Annotated in this window: 22 protein-coding genes; 5 read left to right on the plus strand and 17 right to left on the minus strand. The window is 41.7% G+C overall.

Features of this window, described 5'->3' with window-relative positions; all coding sequences use genetic code 11:
* Positions 1–32: 32 nt before the first annotated feature.
* The 8 genes from QE404_RS15150 to QE404_RS15185 all read right to left on the minus strand — a co-directional run bounded on the left by QE404_RS15150 (position 33) and on the right by QE404_RS15185 (position 7,404).
* Positions 33–1,310 (minus strand): sensor histidine kinase, encoded by a 1,278-nt coding sequence (locus QE404_RS15150; RefSeq protein WP_307451849.1) that lies wholly within the window; start codon positions 1,308–1,310, stop codon positions 33–35.
* A complete protein-coding gene (locus QE404_RS15155) occupies positions 1,307–1,981 on the minus strand; it encodes a response regulator transcription factor (RefSeq protein WP_307451852.1) in 675 nt (224 codons plus the stop codon). The genes QE404_RS15150 and QE404_RS15155 overlap by 4 nt, the downstream gene beginning before the upstream one ends.
* Positions 1,982–2,133: 152 nt before the next feature.
* Complete coding sequence (locus QE404_RS15160) at positions 2,134–2,583, minus strand: PepSY-like domain-containing protein (RefSeq protein WP_307451854.1); 450 nt, start codon at positions 2,581–2,583, stop codon at positions 2,134–2,136.
* 110 nt (positions 2,584–2,693) lie between these two features.
* Entirely contained in the window at positions 2,694–3,389 is a 696-nt protein-coding gene (locus QE404_RS15165; RefSeq protein ID WP_307451856.1) for a YjjG family noncanonical pyrimidine nucleotidase, read from the minus strand.
* A gap of 197 nt (positions 3,390–3,586) precedes the next feature.
* On the minus strand, positions 3,587–4,177 hold the full coding sequence (locus QE404_RS15170) for an RNA polymerase sigma factor (protein WP_307451858.1): 591 nt from the start codon (positions 4,175–4,177) through the stop codon (positions 3,587–3,589).
* 195 nt (positions 4,178–4,372) lie between these two features.
* Positions 4,373–4,864: a hypothetical protein gene (locus tag QE404_RS15175; RefSeq protein WP_307453413.1), complete on the minus strand. Its 492-nt coding sequence runs from the start codon at positions 4,862–4,864 to the stop codon at positions 4,373–4,375.
* An 82-nt stretch (positions 4,865–4,946) separates the two neighbouring features.
* Complete coding sequence (metK, locus tag QE404_RS15180) at positions 4,947–6,227, minus strand: methionine adenosyltransferase (RefSeq protein WP_307451860.1); 1,281 nt, start codon at positions 6,225–6,227, stop codon at positions 4,947–4,949.
* A gap of 226 nt (positions 6,228–6,453) precedes the next feature.
* Complete coding sequence (locus tag QE404_RS15185; RefSeq protein ID WP_307451862.1) at positions 6,454–7,404, minus strand: LysR substrate-binding domain-containing protein; 951 nt, start codon at positions 7,402–7,404, stop codon at positions 6,454–6,456.
* 133 nt (positions 7,405–7,537) lie between these two features.
* Here QE404_RS15185 and QE404_RS15190 point away from each other — a divergent pair, with 133 nt between their 5' ends.
* From QE404_RS15190 to QE404_RS15210, 5 genes are all read left to right on the plus strand, one after another.
* A complete protein-coding gene (locus QE404_RS15190; RefSeq protein ID WP_307451865.1) occupies positions 7,538–9,025 on the plus strand; it encodes a catalase in 1,488 nt (495 codons plus the stop codon).
* A 101-nt stretch (positions 9,026–9,126) separates the two neighbouring features.
* Positions 9,127–9,894 (plus strand): enoyl-CoA hydratase/isomerase family protein, encoded by a 768-nt coding sequence (locus QE404_RS15195; protein WP_307451866.1) that lies wholly within the window; start codon positions 9,127–9,129, stop codon positions 9,892–9,894.
* A 41-nt stretch (positions 9,895–9,935) separates the two neighbouring features.
* Entirely contained in the window at positions 9,936–10,358 is a 423-nt protein-coding gene (locus QE404_RS15200) for a deoxycytidylate deaminase (RefSeq protein ID WP_307451868.1), read from the plus strand.
* Between the two features lie 6 nt (positions 10,359–10,364).
* On the plus strand, positions 10,365–11,279 hold the full coding sequence (gene xerD / locus QE404_RS15205; protein WP_307451870.1) for a site-specific tyrosine recombinase XerD: 915 nt from the start codon (positions 10,365–10,367) through the stop codon (positions 11,277–11,279).
* A complete protein-coding gene (locus tag QE404_RS15210) occupies positions 11,276–11,791 on the plus strand; it encodes an NUDIX hydrolase (RefSeq protein ID WP_307451872.1) in 516 nt (171 codons plus the stop codon). The genes xerD and QE404_RS15210 overlap by 4 nt, the downstream gene beginning before the upstream one ends.
* A gap of 55 nt (positions 11,792–11,846) precedes the next feature.
* Here QE404_RS15210 and QE404_RS15215 read toward each other — a convergent pair whose 3' ends face one another.
* The 9 genes from QE404_RS15215 to QE404_RS15255 form a co-directional block, all read right to left on the minus strand.
* Positions 11,847–12,305: a heme-binding domain-containing protein gene (locus QE404_RS15215; protein ID WP_307451874.1), complete on the minus strand. Its 459-nt coding sequence runs from the start codon at positions 12,303–12,305 to the stop codon at positions 11,847–11,849.
* Positions 12,305–13,270, minus strand: a complete 966-nt coding sequence (locus QE404_RS15220; protein WP_307453979.1) for a hypothetical protein — start codon at positions 13,268–13,270, stop codon at positions 12,305–12,307. Before QE404_RS15220 ends, QE404_RS15215 begins: the two co-directional genes overlap by 1 nt.
* Positions 13,248–14,087 (minus strand): Ig-like domain-containing domain, encoded by an 840-nt coding sequence (locus QE404_RS15225; RefSeq protein WP_307453980.1) that lies wholly within the window; start codon positions 14,085–14,087, stop codon positions 13,248–13,250. Before QE404_RS15225 ends, QE404_RS15220 begins: the two co-directional genes overlap by 23 nt.
* Positions 14,088–14,112: 25 nt before the next feature.
* Entirely contained in the window at positions 14,113–15,375 is a 1,263-nt protein-coding gene (locus tag QE404_RS15230) for a serine hydrolase domain-containing protein (RefSeq protein WP_307451878.1), read from the minus strand.
* Between the two features lie 165 nt (positions 15,376–15,540).
* Positions 15,541–16,470, minus strand: a complete 930-nt coding sequence (locus tag QE404_RS15235) for a 2-hydroxyacid dehydrogenase (protein WP_307451880.1) — start codon at positions 16,468–16,470, stop codon at positions 15,541–15,543.
* A gap of 163 nt (positions 16,471–16,633) precedes the next feature.
* Positions 16,634–17,176, minus strand: a complete 543-nt coding sequence (locus QE404_RS15240) for an acyl-CoA thioesterase (protein ID WP_307451882.1) — start codon at positions 17,174–17,176, stop codon at positions 16,634–16,636.
* On the minus strand, positions 17,164–17,919 hold the full coding sequence (locus tag QE404_RS15245) for an HU domain-containing protein (RefSeq protein WP_307451884.1): 756 nt from the start codon (positions 17,917–17,919) through the stop codon (positions 17,164–17,166). The genes QE404_RS15240 and QE404_RS15245 overlap by 13 nt, the downstream gene beginning before the upstream one ends.
* A gap of 140 nt (positions 17,920–18,059) precedes the next feature.
* Entirely contained in the window at positions 18,060–20,177 is a 2,118-nt protein-coding gene (locus tag QE404_RS15250) for a TonB-dependent receptor (protein WP_307451886.1), read from the minus strand.
* 276 nt (positions 20,178–20,453) lie between these two features.
* Positions 20,454–21,218 (minus strand): WG repeat-containing protein, encoded by a 765-nt coding sequence (locus tag QE404_RS15255; RefSeq protein WP_307451888.1) that lies wholly within the window; start codon positions 21,216–21,218, stop codon positions 20,454–20,456.
* Positions 21,219–21,283: the final 65 nt, after the last annotated feature.

Consider the following 21,283-nt stretch of genomic DNA (forward strand, 5'->3'; position numbering starts at 1 on the left):
TCAATATTTATAAGCCTTTCTTTTTGAAAGGCTTATTTTTTTGAAATAATCAGCTGGTGCATCTCATCCTCAAAACGGTACGCAATGCTCAGGTCAGGATATTGCCTGATGATGGAATGGACTATTGATAACCCTAATCCTGTGGAACTATGATCTGCAGACTGCTTATAAAACCTGCTGAAAATACGATCCTGATCAAGAGGATGGTTTTGGCCGGGGTTCATCATAGTCAACCAGTTACGCTCAATAATCACCTGAATAAACCCATTGGGAATATTGTACTTAATGGCGTTTTTGAGCAAATTGGAAATCAGGATATGGGCAAGATCTGAATTGAATGAAGTACTGAAATTCCCACGTTCAACTATCTCAATACTGATTCCCTTATGATCGGTAAAATCCTTATAGGCTTCAATCACATCTTTGATCAGATTGTTAAAATCCACCTTCTCCGTCGCACTGAACTGGTTGTTTTCAATCTTAGACAGCATCAGCAATGATTTGTTGAGACCTGTCATTCTGGTAAGGTTGCCTTTGATATCCATAAGGAGGTGCACGGTGCTTTCATCAATATTTCCGTCCTGTACCGAAAGATCGATCTTATTGATCATGATAGCCAATGGTGTCTGAAGTTCATGGGAAGCATTTTCTATGAATTTTTTCTGCTGGTCAAACACCAATTCATTTCTGCGGATCATCTCATCGATTTCCTCATCAAGCTGCTCAAATTCTTTAATGGAATACTCCTGCCTCTGGTTTCCGGTTTTTTCTCCGAACTGATAATTTCTCAGTTTTTCTAAAATTGCATAAAACGGCCTCCATGCTTTGTTCAGTAAGAACCCGTTCACAAAAAGGATGCTGAGCACCAGGAAAAAATACAGGACAACGAGGGCAATGCTTAAATCATAAATCAGGTCATCCTCTTCTACCGTTGAAGTCCTGATCACCAGTTTCCTGTGTCCCCCGAACTGATCGGTAAAGCAGGTTTCCAATACACGGTAAGGCTCGTCATCATCATCGTATTCCATATAATAAGTCCTGTTGTAGAACTTATTCCTGTTGTTGCATTCCTGTTCTGAAATAGGAACAATTTTAAATTCATTAAATTCAAAATCCACATTGTTGAGCAGTTTTTCGTCTTTGTATACTGCTTTTATCAGCTGTATTTTCCTGTTTTTAAGGCCATCGTCCACATTATCATACACTTCATCCAGGATGAATGCATAAAACAGCGCCGCCCAGACCGCAATAATCAGCAGCAGGGCAACCACAATGTATTTCAGGGTATAATATTTTAAAGATAATTTCATGAAATCAATTTATAACCGATACCGTATACTGCCTGAAGATCCGCTTTGGCTCCGTTGTCCTTTAATTTCCTACGGAGGTTTTTTATCTGGGAGTAAATAAAATCGTAGCTGTCTGCCTGGTCAATATAATCTCCCCAGATAGCCTCTGCCAGCATCGTCTTCTGAAGGGTCTTTTCAGGATTGACCATAAAATAATACAGGACATCATATTCTTTCCTGTTCAGCACAAGCTCATTATCATCTATGATGACTTTCCTGCTGTCTGGATAGACTGATATATTACGGTAATGAAGTTTGTTTTCACCATCCTGGTTCTTTCTTCTGATCACAGATTTTATCCTGGCCAGGAGTTCCGCCAGGTGAAAAGGTTTAGCGAGGTAATCATCTGCTCCTATTTCCAGCCCGCTCACCTTGTCATCTACAGAGTCTTTTGCCGATAAGATGATCACAGGATCTTTTTTATCCAGCTTTTTGAGTTCTTTCAGCAGATCCATTCCGTTTCCGTCCGGCAGCATGATATCCAGCAGTATGCAGTCATATTCATAAGAAATGATCTTATCCAGTCCCGATTGATAATCTGCCGCATATTCCACCAGGAACAATTCCCGCTCAAGAAAATGCTGTACGACTTCTCTTAGTTCCGGTTCATCCTCAATAATTAATATTTTCATTGTGTATTTGGTGTTGGTGTTCTATATTCAAATATATAAATAACCTCCAAAAAAGAAGGTTATTTATAAGTCATAGAATATCAATTCTAGACATTTGTATCTGTAAATAATATGGTCACTCAGTTCCGGAAACATTTTCAGCCCCGAGGCTATCAGTCATCAATTTTACTGAAATTCCCATTGCGGTCAAACTCCAGATCTAGGCCGTTGGATAAATCTGCTTTATATTTCCATCTTCCCTTTTCGATCTTCGTGATATAGGTATTCGGGAAGTTCTTGGCAATGTAATTCCTGATCGCAGCAGGAACGAAGCCATTAGGAACTTTCTGGTGTTCACCGTCCACTTCTTTCCAGTTTCCCCTGCTGTCGAATTCAATTTTCATCCCGTTTCCTAGTCTTACTTTGTAATCGTCAACCCCATAAATTTCCCGGTCTTCAATCGCTGAAGCGACAGGAATTCCCCTGAAATTGGCAAACAGGAAGTTCTTGGCTGTTTTAGGCAGCTGGTTCTGGTTGATCACTCTGTCCTGACCGTAAACACAGCCGGTCATCAATGTAAGGATCAGTCCTAACAATACGGTAATGCTTTGCTTCTTTTCCATAATTCTATATTTTTCAAATTATTATTATGAAGCAAATTTCAGGATCAATTTGGGAAAGAATTAGGAATAGCAAAAATGATTAAAAATTATGCTTTCCCTGATGGAGTGCATTATAAAAATTCTCTGATCTGCAACAGATGACTGATGGCTTTCAGTCCCTCCTCTTGCGGGTTTTCATGAAGGACATCAAAGAAGATCACGTCCATCCCATAGTTTCTGGCCCCTACAACATCTGCAATCCAGTCGTCCCCGATCAGGATGCTCTCCCCTACTGTTGCCTGAGCAAGATTCAGTGAATATTCAAAAATTTCAGGCCTGGGTTTTCTTACGCCGACGGTATCGGCACTGGTAATGGTCTGGAAATACGGGGCGATTCCGGAAAGCAGGCATTTCCGTTCGGTAACTTCTTTAAATCCGTTGGATATGATGTGTAATGTGTACCCTTTGGCTTTCAGATATTCTAAAATAGGTTTGGTTCCTTCCACCAGTTCATTGTAATTCAGGATCCTGTCTAAAAAATGTTCCTCAAAATACATGGCAAGCTGCTCATCCTGTACGTTAAAATCGCTGAAAGTATCATAGAAACGATGTTTTCTGAGGTATTCTTTATCAATGATTCCGTCCCGGATATCTTCCCAGAGCTTTTCATTGATGCGGTGGTATACGGCATGGAATGCTTCAAAGTCAATCTGGTATTTCAGGTTAATCTCTTCTTTTTCGAAAAGGTCTTTGATGGTAAGGTAAGCGTTTCTGCGGTGATCCCACAGTGTATTGTCGAGGTCAAAAAAAATGTGCTGAATATTCATACAGCACAAAATTAGTCATTTTAATTTTTGGAGATCGGATAATTCTTTTCCCTGACTTTTACTACTTCCAGACTTTTGGAGTAGCTGAGCAGAAATTCAATAGTTTGCTTCTTTGGTTTCAAAGTTTTCACTTTTAAGGAATCATTTTTTCTCATAAGCGAGAGGTTTTCCTTAAAAACGGCGAAGTCCGGGATTTATTATCTTGTTAATACAATATTCTTCTCATCCATGATTTTTCTCAGGTTAATCAGAGCATACCTCACTCTTCCCAGGGTGGTATTGATGCTCATATCCGTGTGTTCGGCGATTTCCTTAAAGCTAAGTCCGTCAAAAAACCTCAGTTTGATCACTTCCTGCTGGTTCTGCGGGAGGTACTGCAGCATTTTCAGAAGATCTTCCTGGATCTGATTAGTAACCAGCTGGTCTTCAATGTTTTCCGAAGGCTCCCTGATCATGTCAAAAATAGAGTATTCATCCGTCTCGAAAGTCGTTTCGGATACCTTAATATTTTTGGCTTTGGATCTGAAATGGTCTATGATAAGGTTGTAGGCGATTCTTTTGCCCCACAGGATAAATTTACCTTCTTCGTTATACCGGCCTTCTTTAAGCATAAGGATAATTTTCATGAACGTATCCTGAAATATATCATTTGCAAGGTCTTCATCATTAATTTTGTAAAAAATGAATGTAAACAGTTCTTTCTGATGGCGATGGATAAGCGTAGATAATGCTTCTTCATCACCGTTCTGGTAAAGGGATATTAATAGGCTATCCGATTTTGATTTCATAACTCTTCTCAATAAATATATTTGCAGACAAGCTTTTTTCCAGATATATCATCCGGCATCAGCTTTAATTACAAAACAGTTTTTCAGAGTAAAGTAGAATCAATAGGCAGTATCATTTTTATTGATGTAAATATAATAAAAATTTAATAACTGTTAACCTTTTATAAAATATTTGCGATAAAAATTTAAAAAATCCTAATCAAACATATCATGAATAAATGCGGTAGGGATATTTAGTGTGAAATTAATATTCAGACCTTTCATCTGTTTTCCGTTCAGCAGGGCGTCTCCTACAGGAAAAGCATACCCTCCGGTCACATCCAGAATCCCGAAAAGGCTTACCCCGATTTTGGGAGCAATATATTTATTGGTGCCTTCCGCGCCGGCCAGAAAATAATACGAATGATAGAAATCTACATTTCTTTCGAAATTCAGCAGCACATCCGCCTGAAGCTTCGGCATAATGGCAAACTCGCCACGGGTTGATCCCATGAGAGCTGAACCACCCAGCCTGTAAATCACATCATCATTTTTCAGGAACAGCAGCCTTCCGCCAACTTCCCCGAAACTCTGGTTCTGATAAGCATAGCCCACCTGAATCATCTTATGCACCGTATACTGCGCTTTGGCGGCTACGCTGAAAAAAAATATCAAAAGTGCAGCAAATGCCGCCCTGGAATTCATCATCATACTATTATTTACTGTAAAAATAAAAAAAACTGCTCTATCTGTGACAGATAAAGCAGCCTAATTTATGTATAAAGGAAGATTAGATGCCGAAAGCCGCTTTAATCTCCTCTACTTTATCCAGTTTTTCCCAGGTAAAGAACTCCAGGTCTTTCAGGGTAATTTCGTTTTTATGTCCTTTATTAAAGGTCTTGTCACCTTTGTAGTATTCTTTACCCATGTGTCCGTAAGAAGCTGTTTCCTGATAAATAGGATTTCTCAGTTTCAGGTTCTGTTCAATCGCATAAGGACGAAGATCAAAAATTTCCGACACTTTCCCGGCAATTGCCCCGTCGTGAAGATCTACTTTTGCCGTTCCGTATGTATTGATGTACAGTCCGCAAGGCTCAGCAACACCAATCGCATAAGAAACCTGCACCAGGACTTCATCAGCCACCCCTGCCGCTACCAGATTCTTGGCAATATGCCTGGTGGCATAAGCAGCACTTCGATCTACTTTTGAAGGGTCTTTACCGGAAAATGCTCCGCCTCCGTGCGCTCCTTTTCCTCCGTAGGTATCTACAATAATTTTTCTTCCTGTAAGACCGGTATCTCCATGAGGCCCTCCGATCACGAATTTACCGGTAGGATTGATGTGGTATTTGATCTGATCATTGAACAACCCTTTGATCTCTTCAGACTGCTGGGCAACCACTCTCGGGATCAGGATATTCTTAATGTCTTCGCGGATCTTGTTCAGCATCTCCTCTTCGGTTCCGAAATCATCATGCTGGGTAGATACTACAATAGAATCAATCCTGATCGGTTTGTGGTCATCAGAATATTCTATGGTTACCTGGCTTTTAGCATCAGGACGAAGGTATGCAATCTCTTTGCCCTCCCTTCTGATTGCGGAAAGCTCTTTCAGGATGGTGTGGGCAAGGTCAAGAGCCAAAGGCATATAGTTGGAAGTCTCATTGGTGGCATACCCGAACATCATTCCCTGGTCACCAGCTCCCTGAGCATTGGCTTTAGCTTCAAAAGACTCATCATTTACCGCTCTGTCAACCCCCTGGTTAATATCCGGCGACTGTTCATGGATCGCAGAAATCACACCACAGGAATCCCCGTTAAACATATATTCACCTTTAGTATATCCGATCCCGTTAATTACTTCTCTTGCAATATTCTGAACATCCAGATACGCTTCAGACTTCACCTCTCCGGCCAATACCACCTGTCCGGTAGTTACCAGCGTTTCACAGGCTACTTTCGAGTTTTTATCGTATGCTAAAAAATGATCGATTAATGCATCGGAAATCTGATCGGCAATTTTATCCGGATGTCCTTCTGAAACGGATTCAGATGTAAATAAATAAGACATATTATTCTATGTTTTTAAGATTAAGAGGTAAGGAAAAGCTGAATACATTGCCAGGAAAGCTCAAAAAAAGAATACTGTTTTAGCATTTTTTTATAGAGGTTGCAATCAGGTCAAATTTTCCTCGTAAACGTGCGCAAATTTAAGTACTATTTTTTTAATACTCAAATTTTTGCCCGTTTATTATATTTTTGTTGATGCAGAACATCGATCCTACTGGTCTGAAGGCCTATTGCGGCTTGATACTCACGTAATCTTTCGGATTTTCTGTATAGTTCAGTTTTTTCTCCAGGGAAGTCCTGATAGAATGGGATAGCTCATCGATAATCTTCTGCTTGAATGTAGGCTTGTAATAGATGATGCTGATTTCTCTGTACGGGAAAGGTTTCTTGAACCGGAACACATTTTTCCTCTGCTCTTCAGAAAGCTGGCTCAGGGCAAGCTCCGGCAGGATGCTGATCCCTCCTACCTTATCCACCATATGCACCAGGGTCTGGATATTGGAAGCCAGGAAATCCAGGTTTTTAGGTTTCAGTGTATTCTCCTTAAGATGGCAGATATTTTCAAACTGGTTTCTCAGACAGTTCCCTTCTTCCAGCAGCCACACTTTTTCTACATTCAGCTCCTCCGGAATAATGTAAGCATTTTTCTTGTTGGCCTCCGTATCTGAACTATAGATCATCAGTTCCTCATTGAACAGGAAATCCTGATAAAATTCATCGGCAGTATCATATGGCGTGGAAATAATACCCGCATCCAGTTCTCCCGACTTGAGTGCCCTGATGATATTATCGGTAGTCATCTCCTTAACGTTCATCTGGATCTTCGGATTATCCTTCAGGAATTTAAAAATTTCGGTAGGCAGGATAAAAGAGGAAACAGTAGGAATGATCCCGATGTTGATGGTTCCTCCCAGAATATTGTTCAGCAGGTTGGCTTTATTTTTCAGTTCATTGACAGCCTCTATAATTACCTTGGCCTGATCGATGATCTGAAGCCCCACATCTGTAGTGCGGATCGGGTGAGTAGTCCTGTCGAAAACTTTCACATCTAGTTCATCCTCAAACTTCTGTATCATCGCACTTAGTGTAGGCTGGGTAATAAAACAGGCCTGAGCAGCTTTACCAAAATGTTTGTACTTATCTACAGCGATAAGATATTCCAATTGCTGAATATTCATCTGATTAATATTATCTATGACAAAGATATGATGTTTTTGCCATAAGAAATTAAAAATTCAGCTAAATTTGATAAATTGTATGCTGTGTATTTTGCAGTGTACGGGGGATATTAATCATTCAAATCATAACTATATGGATTCTAAAAAGTTAACGTTAAGCAATGGTGCTCCTTATTTTGAGCATCAGGATTCCCAGACCGCCGGTCCCAGAGGTCCTGTATTGCTTCAGGATTTTATTCTTCAGGAAAATCTTGCGCATTTTGTTCGGGAGAGGATTCCTGAAAGAATTGTCCATGCCAAGGGGAGCGGCGCATATGGTACCTTCACTGTGACCCACGATATTTCAAAATATACAAAAGCAAAATTATTTTCCAAGGTGGGTAATTCATGCAGAATGTTTGCCCGTTTTTCAACAGTAGGAGGTGAAAAAGGAAGTGCGGATACTGCAAGGGACCCCAGAGGTTTTGCCCTTAAGTTTTATACGGAAGACGGCAACTGGGACCTGGTAGGAAATAATACGCCGGTATTTTTCATCAAGGATGCCAAAAAGTTCCCTGATTTCATCCACACCCAGAAAAGAGTGCCTAAAACCAACCTGAAAAGCGCAACAATGATGTGGGATTTCTGGAGCCTGAGCCCCGAGTCTCTGCACCAGGTACTGATCCTGATGTCAGATCGCGGTACTCCATACGGATTCCGCCACATGCATGGTTTTGGGTCGCATACCTTTTCCATGATTAATGCCGCTAATGAAAGGACATGGGTAAAGTTCCATTTCAAAACAAAACAGGGCATTAAAAACTTTACCCATGAAGAAGCTATAAAAATGGCCGGTGAAAATCCGGACTTTGCCCAGGAAGACCTCTGCAATGCCATTGAAAACGGTGACTTCCCGAAATGGACCATGTACATCCAAGTAATGACAGAGGAACAGGCCCGTGAATTCAGGTGGAATCCTTTTGATATTACCAAAGTCTGGTTCCAGGATGATTTCCCTTTAATTGAAGTGGGAGAAATGGAACTTAATGAAATCCCTGCCAATTATTTTGCCCACGTGGAGCAATCTATCTTCTCCCCAAGCAATCTGGTCAACGGCATCAGCTTTTCACCGGACAAAATGCTTCAGGGAAGGCTATTTTCCTATCCTGATGCACACCGCTACCGCGTAGGCGTTAATGCGCACCAGCTGGAAGTGAACCGCTGCCCTTTTGCAGTACACAATTATCAGCGTGACGGTTTCATGGCAGATTCTTCAGAGTACACTGACAAGCCGAACTATCATCCGAACAGCTTTGATGACATTCAGCCAGATCCGGCCTACAGGAGCTTTGAATATGAATTGGACAGCACTCATGTAGCGTGCTACAACAGAAATGAAAATGACGACGATCATTATACCCAGCCCGGGCTCCTGTATACCAAAGCAATGAATGCGGAAGACCGTGAACACCTGGTGCATAATATCGTTGAAAGCATGAAGGGCATAGACGGACCTAAGAAAAACGATATTATCAACCGTCAGCTGTGCCATTTTTTCAGGGCTAATATTGAACTCGGCATGAAAGTGGCATCAAAGCTCAATATTAATATCGATGCCAACATGATGAACCACATTAAATAAGCCTGCAACAAAATAATTCAACAAAAAAGGAAAAAAGCTTATATTTTTTTCCTTTTTTTATGTAAAAAATTTCTAATTTGCGACTGTAATTATAAACCAAGATGAACTACGAGAATATTCTACTGGAAAACGAAGGACCGGTAACGGTAATCACCATCAACAGGCCTGAGAGCCTTAATGCCCTGAATGCCAAAACCATTCAGGAATTAAGTTCCGCGCTGAAAGAGCTTGATCAAAGCCCTGCCTGCAGAGCGGTCATCATTACGGGTAGCGGAGAAAAATCCTTTGTGGCCGGTGCAGATATTAAGGAGTTCAGCGATTTCGGACAGGAAAAAGCAGAAGAACTGGCCAGAAACGGACAGAATATCCTTTTCAATACCATTGAGAATATGAAAAGGCCGGTCATTGCTGCTGTAAACGGCTTTGCCCTGGGAGGCGGCCTTGAGCTGGCTATGGCTTGCCACATCCGCTATGCTTCAGACAATGCCAGGCTAGGCCTTCCGGAAGTTACTCTGGGACTGATCCCCGGCTATGGAGGTACACAGAGGCTTCCTAAGCTTGTAGGAAAAGGAATGGCCAATGAAATGATTTTTTCCGCGAAAATGATCCCTGCCCAGAAAGCCAAAGAAATCGGACTTGTCAATGAAGTATTTCCTATCGAAGATTTACTTGCGAAAACCAAAGAGCTGGCTCAGACCATTGCACGCAATTCCCCTATGGCCATAGCAAGAGCGATACATGCCGTTAATCTTTCAGACACAGATCAGGGTTTTGAAACTGAGATCAAGTATTTCGGGGAACTTTTCGATCTGGATGATAAGAAAGAAGGTGTTTCCGCCTTTATTGAAAAAAGAAAACCAAATTTCTAAACGACAATTAAAAATTATTTCGAACCAATTGATGCCGCTGTATGAATAAGTTTGATAAAGCTTATCTGAAAATGGCCCAGGAATGGGCAAAACTATCCTATTGCAAGAGAAAGCAGGTAGGTGCACTGATTGTAAAGGACCGTATGATTATTTCAGACGGATATAACGGAACTCCTTCGGGATTCGAGAACTGCTGTGAAGATGCAGAAGGGAAAACGCATTGGTACGTTCTGCATGCAGAAGCGAATGCCATACTGAAACTGGCTGCCTCCACGCAGTCTGCCAAGGGAGCCACTTTGTATCTTACCCTTTCGCCCTGCAAGGAATGCAGTAAGCTGATCTTACAGGCTGGCATTACCCGATTGGTCTATATTAATGAATATTCCGATGATGACGGAATATCATTTTTAAAAAACCATGGAATTGAAATAGAACAAATATCGGATTTTGAACTAAAAAAATAACACACAATGACTTGGGATGAAAAAATTAAGGATTTTGAAATTTTTCTTCGTTTTGAGAGGAATTTCTCAGAAAACACTCTTGACGCCTATATCCGCGATATCAGAAAACTGAAAGAGTACGCAGAAGAAGACCTGGAGAATATATCTCCGGCAACCATTACGTATGACCACCTCCAGGAATATATTTTTAAGCTTTCCAAACAGAAATTCAGCGAAAGGTCACAGGCCAGATGGATTTCTTCTATTAAAGCTTTCTTTAAATTCCTGCATGAGGACGAATTTCGCGAAGACAATCCGGCAGCCCTTCTGGAAGGCCCTAAGCTGGGCTTATACCTTCCGGACACACTGACACTTCCGGACATCAATAAAATCATCAGTGCCATTGAGATGAATACAGATCTCGGCAGGAGAAATCACTGTATCGTTGAGGTATTGTATGGCTGCGGACTAAGAGTTTCGGAGCTTATCGACCTTAAGATATCCAATATCAACTTTAAGGAAAATTACATCAAAATCAACGGAAAAGGGAACAAGACACGTTTCGTTCCTCTGGCTGATTATACGGGTGAACTGTTGAAAACTTATATCCTTGAAGTGCGCTGCAAGAATAAGGTGAATAAAAAACATGAAGACACCTTGTTTTTAAACAGCCGGGGAACTTCCATGTCCAGGGTAATCGTTTTCCTCATCATCAAAGAACTGACGGATAAGGCGGGTGTGAGCAAGAAAATTTCCCCGCATACGTTCCGGCATTCTTTTGCCACCCACCTGTTGCAGAACGGTGCAGACCTGCGATACATACAGGAAATGCTGGGTCACTCCAGTATTACCACAACCGAAATCTACACACGCCTTAAAACGGAGGAATTGCGGGATGTCATCCTGACCTACCACCCCAGAAATACCAATGTATTAGAATGAAGGAACTACCCTACTGCCCTGAATGCGGACAAAAAACCCTAAGATGGTACAGTGAAAAGAAGTGGAGCTGCACAGAATGCAGCTTTACGCTTTATCATAATGTTGCAGGTGCAGTGGCTGTTGTAATCCGGCATGGAAATGAGATTTACTTAACCAGAAGAAACCGCGAACCGGCAAAAGGCCTGCTGGATCTTGCCGGAGGCTTTGTAGACCCTCGTGAAAGTGCTGAGGAAACCTGTAAAAGGGAACTTTCTGAAGAACTTAATATCGAAATTGATTCCTCCAGGCTCAGGTATATTACCAGCTTGCCTAATGTATATCATTACAAGGGTATCGATTACAATACCATTGACCTTTTTTACGAATATGAGATTCAGGAAAAGTTTGAGGAAAATATTGAGTTGCAGGAAATTTCAGAAGGCTTATGGATTCCCATGAATCAGCTCAGACAGGAAGATCTTGCTTTCAGTTCCCAGAAAAAATTCTTTGAAAAGTACCTCAAGAATAACTAATTTATCCTGTGCAGATTTTATAATCTTGTAAGATCTGCACCTATAACTCAGCTTCTTAATACGATTCCGTCTTAAGCATATGGTCAAAATACTGCTCCAGTAATGTCCTTTCCGCCTCTGAAAGATTGGCTTCCGGATGATATACAATATAACCTGGCATTGGCATGGTCCTGTTCTGAAGGGTTTGTATCGAATGGCTGAGCATATTTTTCTTCAGATCCTTATTATAGGTTTCCCATACTGAAAAGTTCAGGTGTTCCCTCCCTTCATCAATATGGCTTTTTACAGACCATGATACAGGTGCTATAAAGGCATACTTAGGATATACCGTTTCATTGGAGTGGCAGTCATAACAGGCACCTTTAAGCAGGGCTCTGATCTTATCCGGGGTCTGTTTCACCTCGACAAAATTCTGAGAGCTCTTTACCGGTGGGTTGGTCCTGTTGACCGGGATAAACTGGATGACCACAAATACAATGAGCGACCAGAATAATATTTTTTTTGCCGTTTTCATTATCGTACGGGTTTCAGAACTTCCCTAGATGTCTCAATTACTTTATTGTTTTGCACAGGCGCTGAAGGAGCGGTAACTGGATTGGTGGTTCCGGCAGCATTAGTGTCTGTACCTGCAGCAGTTGCGGAAGTTCCTTTCGGGTTTTCAAGACTTCTGGTATCGCTAAGATCCCAGGTTTCGTTGGTATCCCAAAGCGGCCTTATTACTACGACTTTATAATAGGTATATGCATCCTCGGCAAAAACCTGGTTCTGGAAATCTGCTTCGTCCCAGTATCCGTTCCCATTGTTATCGGCAAGGATGCGGACTATGTATTCAGACGGCTTGAGAATATCAAACCTCACCTGGCTTCCTTTGGTGTACTTCTGGTAAACTACCTTATCTGAGGCATCCAACAGCTGAATCCAATAGTTTGAGGCAGGTGCATTCTGCAGTGTGAGCGTCAGGCTTCCGTAATTATCCGCCTTGTCGATTTCAAAATCGAAACGCTTGGACTGGGGATTTTTAGCATAAAATGAGTAAACGGTTTCTTTCGGTACGGTAAGCTGGTACTTTTTCCCGATCACAAAATCAGATTTTACAATGACCTGATACGGGTTAGTAGGCGAAATAACCGCACTGAACTGCTGTTTACTAAGTGTATCACCTGCTACCCTCAGCATCCATTTTTCAGGCTCTATCCTGTCTATAATGTAATTGGAAACCATTTTAAAGTCAGCCTTAGGAGGGATCAGTGCGCCACCGTTATCACTATCAAGCGTCATAACGTTCTTGGTATTATACCGGTAAAATACAGAAACAGTATCCTGTTTGTTATCGGCATTATAACTGAATTTGAGGTTTTCATTGGCGGTTTGTCCAACATTGCTTTTTGCCGCATCAAACCAGATTCTGACTGAATCGGATTTAGGCCGGTGCGTCACCTTGATATCCTGCAGCTTGTCATTGAGGGAAAGGACTTTCACATTTTTCCGGGGCTCCTTCAAAAGTCATTAGGATACCTCCTGATACTTCTTTCATTTCACCGTATTTCAAAGGCTTTCTGGATGGGTATACCTTAAGGTTAAGGCCGGAAATGGATTTTTCAACCGTAACAGGGTCTTTCAGGAAACCTACTTTTTCTTTTCCGGGATCATAGACTGAATTTCCGTTCTCATCGTCAAATGCAATGATCCTGTATTTCCCAGGCGAAAGGTAATTGAGTTCATAGTACCCGTCATTATCTACTTTGGTTATATAATAAGGCTTCTGTTTGTAGTTCATGGTATCCTGAACTTTGTACAGGCCTACAACCAGTTTATTTTCAGTGGCATTCGCCTGCTTTTTAGCTGCCAGGGCGTCTTTTACTTCCCCGCTAATGTACAGGTCATCCAGCTTATCACCTGTGGAGAATGCAAAATTAAAATAAGGAAGTACGTTGGATTCGTTATTGTCCACAATGGAATTCCCAAAATTAAAATTGTAGGTCGTATTGGCCTGTAAAGTATCCGTCCACTGGATCAGCACAAATTTATTGGCGATATTGGAAGGAAGTATCCGTTTTATATTCTTAATCGGAGGAGAAATGATCAGGTTTTTATTGACATCTTTCAGGGTTACATATTCATCGAAGTCCAGACGGAGCTCTTTGATGTCACGCGGCACGTTAATCCTGGTGGAGTCAATGTTAGATCCCAGAAATTTAGGTGCCAGCGTATCCTTCTTACCTCCTACGGGAGATCCCACCCGTGCGCAGGAATGGACGAGTATGGTGATGAGGAATAATAAAAAAAATCTTTTCATGAATAGGTTTGGACAAAAATAAACATTATTCTCCAGAAAACTCCCGCTGCCCGTTTAAAGTATCTCTGCTGTCGTCCATTACACTGTGAAGTTTTTCCTGCTGTGGCGGAAAGTTTTCAAACAGCCCGGATAAAGCCAGTGCCGAATACACTTTGTTGGAATAACAGTTCCCGATGGCCACAATGGTTACCTTGGATTTCAGCAGATGGGCAAATACGGAATTGGTACCGTGCCACCATCCGTTATGGTAGGTAAGCTTTTCACCGTTGTCATAAATTTTCATCCTGAAGCCTAATCCATAATTGTTCATCCCTGCTTTTTCGTTGCTGTAGGGCGTGAAAACCATTTCCATCAGTTCAGGCTTCAGGAAATTTTTGGAGAACATTGCTTTTGAAAAATTCAGCAGATCTCTGGGTGTCGTATATACATTTTTGTCGCCATAGATTAGGTCCAGCCGGTCCAGTGGATACAATCTGTTCCCACCGAAATAAAAGGACTGCGCTGCTACGGGAATATCTTTTTCCTGAAAAATATAGGTATGATTCATTTTCAGTGGTGTGAAAACCATTTCCTTCATGGCCTGCGGGAAAGGGGTCCGGGTTATTTTTTCAATCAGCAGGGCCAGTAAAGCAAAATTGGTATTGCAGTACATAAAACCGGTCTCGGTATCCCTGGCCAGTTCCGGCTTGTACCGGATAATCATATTCAGGATATCCTGGTTGGTAATGAAAGTTTTAGAGAGTTCCTGCGGAGCAGGCTGAATCTTCGTGATAAAATATTCATATTTCGGCAGGCCGCTTCGCTGGCTCAGGAGGCTTTTAACAGTAACATCAGGATAGGGAAAACCAGGGAAAAACTGAGTAAGGTGATCAGAAAGTTTGATCTTACCTGCTTCTATCAGTTTCATCATTGCCATGGCGGTCATGGTTTTGGAAACGGATGCTACATGCATTGGGGTATCCTTACCGATCGGCATCTGGTGCCCTTCCCTTCCGAAGCCCCGGTAATTTTCGTACAGAATATCATCCCCTTTCGCTACCAGAAGACCTCCACTTAGGTTCCCGCGTTCCCACACCTTGTTGTAGTACTGATCAATATAACGGACTACAGCAGGTTTGTTGGGCAGCCTATCATCGGCAGGAGTAAAAATTTTCTGTAAATCTACGGTACCGTAATTCGGAAGATTGGTTGTGCTTTGTATGACAGTTTCTTTAGATTCGGGATTCTTTTTACAGGAAAACAAAAACAGGGAAACAGCAAGAATAAACACAAAATTAAAACTCTTCATACGGCTAAAAAATGAGCGGCAATTTAATGAAAACTGAAAATAAATTTAAATCTGAGCAGGATATTATGAATTATTTAACATAAATTCATTCATAAAAACAGACCTGTAAAATCATCAGGGCTTAGAGCAGCCGTTTTTAAAGGATACAGCAATGAATGCACATGTTTATGCGAAGGAAGCTATTATTTTATCGACGATTACCTGTGCTAGTTTCTCTTTGCTCTGATGGGTCCAGCCTGCAATATGAGGGGTTACAATAACTTTTTCAGATTCAAGCAGGTAAGTAAGGTCTTCATTATCTGCTTCCAGATTTTCAAAAGATGATTTTTCATATTCCAGCACATCAAGGCAGGCACCTTTCACTTTTCCTGACCGTAAAGCCATGACCAGGCTGTGGGTATCTACATTGTTCCCTCTTGCTGTGTTAACAAAATAAAAGTCCTTCCGCATACCTGCTATAAATTCAGCATTTACCAAATAATGGGTCTTTTCCGTGAGAGGAATGTGCAGGCTGAGAATATCCGCAGAATCCTGAAGCTCCTGGAGACTCACCTGTGTGGCAAATTCATCGGAAAGCCCGGGAAGTATATCATGAAAAATAACCCTGCAGCCGAATCCGGAAAGCCTTTTCGCAGTAGCTTTTCCCATATTGCCATACCCGATGAGCCCTACTGTTTTACCCAGCAACTCATCTCCCCTATTTTCTTCGCGGAGCCAGATCCCCCTTTTTACTTCCTGTGAGGCAATGAATAGGCGGTTCATCAGGATCAGCAGCATCCCCACTACGTGTTCGGCCACGGAATCCCGGTTGCCTTCAGGTGAATTGATCAACTGGATTCCCAACGTTTCCGCTGCTTCAGCATCTATATTTTCCATCCCGGCACCTACCCTGGCTATGAATTTCAGGTTTTTTGCTTTTTCCAACAGGTTTTTGTCCAAAGGAATCCTGCTTCGTATGATAATGCCGTCATACTGTTCTATTTTCCGCCCCACATCTTCATAAGATGATGTGAAGTCCTCTTCCAGTATAAAGTTTTTTTCTGAAAGCTGGGCAGTGATCAGTGGATGGTTTTTATCTAACAAGAGGATTTTCATGAACTCAATTTTGAAATGATAAACAGGATAGAATTCTTTACTGATAACAGATAAAAGCATTTATTTCAAATCTGCATCATGAAGATACAGCAGCCTCAAAACCAGGAGCACCTTCAAAGGCCTTTCCCTCATGAAAGAATTCTATCAGATCATGTTTTAAAAGTTACTTTTTGTCTCCGGCAGGTTCCTGCGGTTCCTGAAACAGTTTTTTCAGTTCTACTGACTCCAGCGGCTTCATTCTTCCGGAAAGGATCAGGGAAAGTTCTTTTCTGCGGAAAGCGGCATCATACCTCAGTTTTTCTTCTTCGGTTTCCGGGATCATTTCCGGGATCGGGATCGGACGGTTGAATTCATCTACGGCTACGAAAGTATAAATACCTTCATTGGTATGCATCTTTTTCTGGTTGATGGGATCATCCAGCCAAACATCCACATACACTTCCATGGAGGTGGAAAATGCTCTGGATACTTTAGATTCCAGTACCACAACACCCCCTTCTGGAATCGGATGATTAAAGGAAACGTGGTTTACGGAAGCCGTTACTACCCTTCTTTCGCAATGTCTGGCCGCAGAAATAGAAGCACAACGGTCCATTTTAGCCAGAAGCTCACCGCCAAACAGGTTTCGTAAAGAATTGGTTTCGTTCGGAAGAACGATATTGGTCATCACCGTCAGGGAATCTGACGCTTTTTTTATTTTTGCCATGTAGCCTTAGTGGTTTTTGTCTTTGGATTAACATTTTTTGCAGCAGGCAGCACTGCTGAATCCTTCTTCAGCGTATCTTTTTTCAGCGTATCTGCTATCTGCGGGGTATGAACCTGTATTTTTATGGTATCTTCCACAATCCTGTGGGTTTTCGTCTGCACTGAAACATCATTGAACGATTTTTTACCGAAAAGAAGATCGCTCTGGGTATAAGCCAGATAGATGATCCCCAGAACCGGAATGATCAGCAGAAAAATCCATAGGATGGATTTCCTAAGCCTGTAATCCTTTTCAGGGTTTTGCGGTAATGCTTTTTTCTCCGGCGCGGTGTGGATATCCGAAAGGATAATTTCTTCCAGTCCGTAAAAATCCGGATGGTCTGTTGCCAGCCGGTTTCCTTTGAAGCTCACCGTTCCTTCATCGAGGAAAGCCGTCCCGAGATGCTGGATTTCCAGCTTGTGTTCTGCCTGGAGTTTCTTTTTCCAGAAATCCGTCTGTATTTTCAGATCAGTAGCCGCAGCCTGGGCAGACCGCTGTTCCTGGGTGCCTATAAAGGCTGAAAAATCATCAGACTTTACCTCATCATTAAAGACGAATGCAATCTGGCTCGCCGGCGGAAGGATGCTCCCGTTTTCCGAATTGATGATGGCTTTTGATTTTTCGAGTGAAAAAATGCCAAAACCCGGAACTGTAACAGAACCAAATTGTTTCACATATTCTAAAATGTACGCAGATATATTCATTTGGCAGCAAATTTATAACTTTTTCATGACTTTTCGGATGATTTATTGCCATGAAAAAAGACTGCGTTGGCAGCCTTTTAATGTTCCTTGCGGTACTATTTTAAATGGATTTGGTTTTAAGAATTTCAATCTGAACCCTTTTACTGAATCTTCCAGCTGATTCCGAACATAAAATTCGTACCTGCCTGGGAGAAATAATACGGCTGTCCGTCCCATACTGCCCCGTTATTTACATATTTACGGTTAAGGATGTTGTTCACCAGAAGTTTCAGGGCGATATCATTATTTTTGATTTTAAACTGGTACTGCGCATTGAAATCCATCAGGAAATAATCATTCAGGCGGAGATCATCATTACCGGTATTGTCCAGGTATTGCCTGCCGACATACTGATTTATGAGAGCCAAACGGAAGTGTTCATTCGGATCGAATTTCACATTAATATTGGCAATAATATCAGGGGAAAATGAAATCTGTGTATTTCCAAGGTCTTTTACCGCTGCTCCATCTTCCATTTTAAAGTCCAGGTTCCTGTTCTGGCTTGCACTGAAATTCCCGGAAAGTTCCCATTGTTTCGAAAGCTTGGCCAGTGTTCCCACTTCTACTCCTCTCCTGTAACTTTTGCCGGAATTGGTCCTGATGAATGCCCCTACATTATTAAGCTCACCGTTCAGCACGAGCTGGTTGACATAGTACATATAGTAGAGGTTGGCGGTAAGGGAAAATATCCCGATCTGCTTTTCAAAACCGGCTTCATAATCATGCAGTTTTTCTGCCAGAACGTTGTAATTAGCCATCAGGTCATCCCTGTTCGGCTCACGGTGCGCATGGGCATAGGAAATGAATAATTTCCCATTGCTAATGCGGTAGTTAATCCCCATTTTCGGGTTAAAGAACAGCCAGCTTTTATTAAGGTCTGCTCCCTCTCCGTCTCCGGCCTGCAGGATTCTGGTATTGTAGTCGACATTCCTCAGCTGCAGGTCTCCGAAGAATTCAAAATCATTTACACGGTATAATGCTTTGGCAAACCCGGCCACCTCATTTTTAACTGAACGGTTCCTGTAGTATTCATGCTCATTGATCTGAGGATAAAAAACCCCGGTTACATTCCCGAAGTGCCTTCCGTAATACTGGTTTCCTACAACTCCGAAATTCAGGTCAAGATCATCAAACTTCCCGTATAATGTAGACACAATTCCGTAGAAATCATTGTTCAGCCATTTTTTCCTTATAAAGTCAGAGTATTGCTCGACCTGCCCGTTATTCATGAAATCCGGTAAATTATAGCGTGCAAAAGGATCTCCCTGCTTGTAATTTTCATAATAGCCTTTGCCTTTGGTATAATGCAGGGTGGTTTCCAGGTTCCACCGGTCATTGAATTTCTGCTGCCAGAGTAGCTGGTAATGGTTCTGCCGGTAGTTATCCGTTTCATTATCATAGAATCCGGTAATATTTTTCCAGTCGGCATCATAAATCGCACCGGAATAATTGAATCGTGGATTCGTTTCCCAGGTTTTCCTGTCGATCCCGTTCCATGCCTGATAAGTTTTTTCTTTCCCTCCGAATGCCATCAGTCTTATCCTGGTTTTACCTTCTTCAAAAAGTGCCGTGAAATTATAGGAGTGCAGGTCTGAAAAAGCCCGGTCTATATAACCATCGGAATGGATATTGGTATACCTTCCCATCACGGACAGCCTGTTTTTCCAGAATTTACCTGAACCGACTTCTGCAGAGTATTTGTAGGTATTGAAGGAACCGTAGCTGTCATCCGTTTTTACGTAGAACTTTTCCTCCGGATCTTTGGAAATCACATTGATGCTTGCACCGAATGCTGCAGCCCCGTTGTTGGAAGTTCCTACCCCACGCTGGATCACAATCTGGGATGCAGAGCTGGTAAGGTCAGGCACATTAACGAAGAACGAACCCTGGCTTTCGGAATCATTGTATGGTACTCCATTCATCATCACGTTGATTCCCGTTCCGGAAACACCGCGGATCCTGAATCCGGTGTAACCTACTCCGTTTCCGGCATCAGACGTTGAAATTACAGATGTCTGGTTCTTCAGAAGAAAGGGCAGGTCCTGCCCCAGGTTCCGGCTGTCCAGATCTCTCTGAACATTAATGATTTCTTTGGCTACGGGAAGTCTTTTGGTAAAACTAACGGCTTCTATTTCCCCTGTTTTCAGGGTGTCTCTGTTTTGGGTCTGTGCAAAGCCCATGGCACTTGCGGTCAGCCCTAAAAAAATAAATCCTTTCATTCTATAAATTTTAACATTTAATGAATAAAAGGGGTCAGATTATGATGAGTAATGAGTAACCGGTATATTGTAAGCATTTTTTCACTGCTATTACCGATTGCTTATTTTAATTTCCCTAAACAGCATTATCCGTTCCAGGTTCATTGGGTATCATCTCAGCCTTTTACAGCACCCCTTTATTTCAGACTGCGAAAGTACGAAAAAATTGTTAAAAGGTTAGATGACCGGATATTGGAATTAAAAATGAATTCAGAAAAATGATTTAGGAAAAGCTGATCAGTACGTTTTATTATTGGAATCCACGTAATAATAATTTTTACTGTCTTTAGATACTTCAAACATATGACCCAGCTTCCAGCTGAAATTACGTTTGATATCATCATACTCAAATGGAATGATTACCTTATTATGAACATCGATTACGCCGAATTTATCATTATATGAAGCAATAATCATAGGATTTGCCACATCATCACCTTCCAGAATAAAAAGGTACTGATACTGGGGATAGATCTGGTAATCCCTGTAATCTGCCGCATTGGCGAACTTTTTCTTATCGATAATCCCGTAAAAGCCGTTCAGCACATAAGCCTGATAGAGCTGCTGATTATATTCCACGGGCTTGCACTTGGCCATATCCGAATCCTTGAACTGGTATACCCTTTTACCGGATCTGTTGATCCTGTAGGAAATCATATCTTTTTCTACCGTAGCATAATCATTGATCCCGAACTTTCTTACTTTCTCGTTCGGGGAATTCAGCAGGTTGCAGTCTTCATAGAAAAACACGGCGATATGATATTCCGGGGCTATGATAAATTTTCCGTTCTGATTGACATACCCGAACTTCCCGTCTTTTTTCTTGGGAATCAGCACCGGGAGCTCACTGTTGATGACAGGAAGGTCCAAAACCGGAGCAGACGGCGCTTTTTTAACTGAAGCTTTCAAAGTTTTGCTAACGGGATTTTTTTTAACCTGTTTGCTCTGGGAAAAAACAAAACAGGAGATCATCAGACAAAAGATATTAACTGCATTTTTCATATTCAGCATTTCATGCAAAAGTACAACCAAAAATAGAATCTATAAAATTCCTATTTATAAAGAAT

The sequence above is a fragment of the Chryseobacterium camelliae genome, assembly GCF_030818575.1.
Classification (GTDB): Bacteria; Bacteroidota; Bacteroidia; order Flavobacteriales; family Weeksellaceae; genus Chryseobacterium; species Chryseobacterium camelliae_A.